The 5,061-nt window shown below is 71.1% G+C and carries 4 protein-coding genes; all 4 read right to left on the reverse strand.

Annotated features, from left to right (window positions below):
- Positions 1–2,697, reverse strand: a 2,697-nt coding sequence (locus GT042_RS31545; protein WP_161312110.1) for a hypothetical protein, incomplete at its 3' end; no start/stop codon positions are given.
- 9 nt (positions 2,698–2,706) lie between these two features.
- On the reverse strand, positions 2,707–3,054 hold the full coding sequence (locus GT042_RS31550; protein WP_161312111.1) for a hypothetical protein: 348 nt from the start codon (positions 3,052–3,054) through the stop codon (positions 2,707–2,709).
- 2 nt (positions 3,055–3,056) lie between these two features.
- Entirely contained in the window at positions 3,057–3,179 is a 123-nt protein-coding gene (locus GT042_RS39980; protein ID WP_272925784.1) for a hypothetical protein, read from the reverse strand.
- Positions 3,180–3,315: 136 nt separating this feature from the next.
- Positions 3,316–5,061, reverse strand: a 1,746-nt coding sequence (locus GT042_RS31555) for a glycosyl hydrolase family 65 protein (RefSeq protein ID WP_161312112.1), incomplete at its 5' end; no start/stop codon positions are given.

Raw genomic sequence — 5,061 nt, forward strand, 5'->3', positions numbered from 1 at the left:
CGCGCCGCCCTCGTACCGCCGCTGGAGGTCGAGCCACCGCTCCTGGGCGGTGGCGGCACGCTCCTGAGCGTCGGCGGCACGGTCCGGGCCCGGCCGGGGACCGCTCTCCGTGGCCGTCCGTCCGACGTTCCGGGCCTCGGCCCGCGCCTGCCTCCACTCCAGCCGTGCCTGCTGCACCTGCTCGGCGGTCGGCAGCGCCTCCGCGTCCCGGACGGCCTGTTCGGCACGGGTCAGCTCGGCTTCGGCCTCCCGTACGACGGACTCGTCGGGGGCGGTCGTCTCGGAGACCGCCGGGCCGGGAAGCATCGCCTCGGAGGCGCGCAAGGTCTCGGCGAGGGCGGTGAGTTGCTCGTTCAGCAGCGTCAGGTCGTGCGGTACGGCGCCGAGGGCCGACCAGGTCGCCTCGTACACCGACCGGGTGTCGGGGTTCCGCGCGACCCCGTCGAGCAATTCACTGAGCCGGGCGGTCAGCGTGGGGGCGGCCCCGGAGGGGTGCGCGGCACGGTAGGCGTCTCCGTGCCGGGCCTCCAGCCGCGCGGGCGGGAGCGGGTTGTCGGCCGGGGTGTGCGACAGCCCCCACAGCAGATCGAAGAGGTCCCTCGCACGCTGCTGCTCGTCGGTGGTCAGGGCCAGCGCGTACGCGGTGTCCGCCAGTGACTCGGTGACGGCGGGGACGGTGAAGCCGTCGGTCACGGTGGTGTCGGCGAAGGCGTGCGGGGCGGTGCCGACGCTGATCTCCGTACCCTGGACAAGACCGTTCAGGGACCGCCCGTCCGGTCCTACGCGCAGGGCGTCCGGCGACACCCCGGGCCCCGCGTCGGCGAGGGCCCGGTTGATGTCGTCGGCGAACTGGCCCACCTCCGACTGGCCCACCTCCGAGGGGAGGTGGAACTCCAGGGTGCCGAGGGGGCGCGGGTTGTCGAACTGCACCCTGCCCTGGGCGTCGCCCCCGAGGACGACGGGGTGGCCGATCTCCTGCATGAGGGCGCTGAACCCACGCCCGGCATCCAGCTTGGCGTCGTCGGAGAGCGCTTGACCGGGCGACGCCCCGAGGGCCCCGGCGGCCTCACCCGACCCCGTCTCGGTCTCGCCGGCCGGCGCCGTGGACATGGCCGATACGGTCGCGGGCGCCCCGGACCCGGTCGGCACGGCGCCGACCGCACCTGCGTCGGCGTACGGATTGTTCGTGAAGCCCCTCGCACCCGAACCGGCCGGAGGGTTGAGGACGGAGGCGATGGACTCGCCGCTGGAATCCCCCCACACGTCGTCAACGGTGCCGTCGACAGTCGACGAGTACTTGACCGTGCCCCCCACGCCGAGTCCGGTCGTCGCACCCGGCCCCGTGGTGGACACCAACCCCTGCGCCGGGTAGGCGCCAAAGGCGGAGTCGTAGTCCGGCACGGACGAGGTGTCGCTGTAGGCGCTGTAGGGGCCGAAGTCCACCTCGGAATCGGAATCGAAGCCGGAATCGAAGCCGGAACTGGAACCGGAACCGGAGGAGAGGTCGCTGATGAACGACGCGGTGCCGTCGTTGTCCACGTCGGACCGGTACGGCGCCACAGAGGGACCCGTCCCGGATCCGTTCGCCGTCCCGACGGGACCAGGACCGTCCCAGCTCTCGGGGTTCTCGTACGTCGAAGCCGTGTAGGGGCGGGGCAGGGGCCCGAAATCGTGGCCGACCGGCCGGTTGTTGTCGGCGCCGCTCCCGCGCCCGCCTCCACCCCCGCCCCCCTCCACCTGGTGATCCACGTCACCCCGGCCCCAGTTGAGCTCCGGGAAGAACGTCTTGTTGACCCACTTCCCGCCGTACCCCGCGACATCGGAAGCGCCCTCGTACAACGCCCCGCTGAGTCCGGCGCTCACGAACGTCGCGGGGTTGACGGCGAACGTCCCGAAGAAGAAGAGGTTGGTGAACGTCGTCGCGAAGGTCTCGGCCTGGCCCTCGTTGACGAAGGTGTGAGGGAGTTCGTAGACCTCCTTCCATCCCGGGTTCTTCTTGAAGAAGTCCTTGAAGAACGGGGCGGTCGCCTGGGAGAAGAAACCGCCGAACGCCCCCGCCAGCGCGCCGAGGACCGCCGACTGCCCGATGTCCCCCCAGTCGAAGTCCTTGCGCCGCCGGTCGGGGATGTCCGGCAGGGTCATGGACATCACCTGCGCGGCGAAGGTGATGAACGCCTCCTGGATCGCCTCGAACAGCGCCGACAGCGGCGTCGGGACGGCACGTCCCATCCGCTGGAGGATCAGGAGGATGGCGAGCGCGCTGCGTGCCTTGACCACGGCCACCTGGGTCACCGAGGTGCCGCCGGTGAACACGGCGAGCGCGGCGATCAGGGCCAGTTCGAGATTCATGAAGATGAACTCGAGGAGGATCTGGTACTTGCTCTCCGAGAGCTGGATCGAGCGGTCCACCTGACGGCGCCCGGTCGCCCGGATCTCCGTCGAGAAGTCCTGGAGGTGGTTCCGGCCCCCGTCGTCCACGAAGGTCTTCACCGCGGCGACGAACTCCGTGGCGATCCTGGGCGGCAGCGAGTCCCCCGCCGTGGCGACGGCGGACTTCATCGCGTCCGAGAGTGCCTCGACGTCGTCGGCCAGCCGGCTGTAGGCGTTGCGGCTGTCGTAGCCCAGGTCCTCGTTACCGGTGGCGACGTTGGCGCCCACCCAGATCTCGATGAACTCCCGCAGAGCGGGAGGGAACATGATCGCCATTCAGCGCCTGGACTCGCTCTCCGCGCCATGCGTGGTGATGTCGTCCATCGCCAACTCCTGCGGCCTCCGCACGTTCTGGGCCTCCCCGGCCACGGCGTCGACCAGGGCGAGGAACCCCTCGGTGATGGCGTTGGCGGTCGTGATCACACGTTCCTGCTCGTCCCTGACCTGCTCCCCGACCTGATTCGCGAAGAGGTCGTCGCCGCCTTCCTCGCCCCACCAGCCGGAGTACCCCTCGCTGTCCTGCTCGAAGTTGGGCACCATCCTCTCGCCGTACGAGACGGCGGAGGCGATGTGCTTCGACCCGGCGAGGATCGCCTGGATGTCGGCCGAGTAGTTTCCCGCCATGGCTACACGCTCCCCTGTGCCTCGCCGACGGCCGCGTCCGCGGCCTTGAGGCGGGCCGGCGCCGGCGCCCCACGGTCCTCCGCCGACCGGCTCACTCCGGACTCCTCGATGGCCAAGTCGATCATTAAACACCTATCGAGACGCTCCGTCGAGAGTGACGGCCCGTCGAACCACGGGGAAACGCGGGTCGACGGGGAGGGGGTGGAACCAATGCCCGACCGATCAAGGCGCCGACAACCAAGGGGAGTTGACGAGGCGGACTCAGGGACTCACGACATGAGTGACCGTCAGTTCCCGGACGCCCGTCCTGGTCGGTTCTGTCGTCGGCCTTTGTGTCAGCGTCAGGCGGATGTGCCGCGTCCGTGTGCCCGGGCGGAAGGGCTGCCAGTGCGTGGCGTCCGTCGAGGTTTCCGCCTGGTAGGACGGCGCGGTCGGTGTTGTCCAGTGGGGGGTGACCGTCGCGATCCTCGTCGGGCGGGGCAGCGTCACCGTCAGGGTCGAGGTGGCGGTGGTGGGGACCCAGGACGTGGCGTCACTGCCGTCCACCGCCGCGTTCGCGTACAGGCCCGGCTCCTCCGACGACGCCTTCGCCGGGTGGCAGCGGGCCGCGTTCGTCGTGGGGGTCAGGTCCGGGCGGCGGGTGGGGAGGGTGAGGGTCGAGGCCAGGCGCCTCGGGCCCGTGGGGGTGTGGAGGGTGAACGGGGCGCCCGACGTCAGTCGTACCGTGGTCTCCCGGGGTCCGATCAGGACGTCGTACGTACGGCCCTGCCAGCGCAGGCCCCGTACGTCCACCCCGGCCGCCAGCTGCGGCGGCAGCGTCGGGTCGAGGCGTACCCCGTCCTCGCGCAGCCGAAGGCCCGTCAGGCCGTGCGTGAAGACCTGGAGGAAGCCGCCCTTTCCTGTCAGGAAGTCCTGTGCCGGGGAGCCGGAAAGGGGGTCGTCCGCGCCCGCCTTGCTGCCCCTGGCCTCCGAGAAGAGCGCGAATGGGCCCCGTACGAACGGTCTGATCGCGCGCTGGAGATACGTGTACGTCGCGCAGCCCGGCTCCCCGATCGCCGCCGCGTCGATCGCGTGCACCGAGTCCGTCATCGCCGGGCCGTCCGGGTCCGTTCGCGCCGCGTAGTAGTCCAGCGTCGCCGCCGCCGCGCCTGCCGGCATCCGCCATTCCAAGGGGTATGTCAGCAGCACCGTGTCCGCCTGTTTGATGCGTGAGCCGGTGTAGCCCGCGTACTGGAGATAGATCTTCCGTTTCGCGTCGTAGGGGATACGGATGCGGTCGGCGATCTCCGACCAGCGCGCGGGAGCCGCCTCCCCGACCAGCGTGGCGGCGCGTGTGGCGTGGCGCAGGGCGGTCGCCGCGCCCGCGTTGGTGAAGACGCCGTCCGTGACGCCGTTGCTGTACTCGTCGGGGCCCGCCACCTCCTTCACCGAGTAGCTGCCGTCGGTGTTGGCGGTGACCCGCGACGCCCAGAACTCCGCGCTCCCCTTCAGCAGCGGCCATCCACGTTCACGCAGCCACCCGCGGTCGCCGGTCGCCACGTAGTACTGCCAGACCGCGAGCGCGATGTCCCCCTGGAGGTGGTTCTGCGTCACGCAGTGCGGCGGGTTCCAGCTCTGGCACTCCGTCCACAGCTCGCCGCGCCCGCCGCTGGTCCAGGAGTGGAACAGCCCCTCGAAGCCGAGCTTCTCGGCGTTCTCGGCGGCCCCGGCGCGGGTGCGGTGGCGGTACTCGACCACCGAGCGGGCCAGTTCGGGACGGGTGACGAGCAGGCCGGGGAACATCCAGGTCTCGGCGTCCCAGAAGATGAGGCCCGCGTAGTTGTCGCTGCTCAGCCCGGTGGGCGCGATGCTGTCGCCGCCGCCTTCCCGCGCGCTCGTCAGCAGGCCGTACTGCGCCGCGCGCAGCCACGCCCGGAGGTCCGGATGCCCCGGTACGGAGACGTCGGCGGCCCAAAGAGGCGCCCAGGCCGCCGCGTTGGCGTCGAAGAGCCCCCGCCAGCCGCGCGC

Source organism: Streptomyces sp. SID3212, from assembly GCF_009865405.1.
In the GTDB taxonomy this organism is placed as follows: Bacteria; Actinomycetota; Actinomycetes; order Streptomycetales; family Streptomycetaceae; genus Streptomyces.

Excerpts from the sequence above, each read along its gene's own strand:
- GT042_RS31550 (WP_161312111.1), bottom strand. The coding sequence starts at position 3,054 with ATGGCGGGAAACTACTCGGCCGACATCCAGGCGATCCTCGCCGGGTCG.
- GT042_RS39980 (WP_272925784.1), bottom strand. The coding sequence starts at position 3,179 with ATGATCGACTTGGCCATCGAGGAGTCCGGAGTGAGCCGGTCGGCGGAG.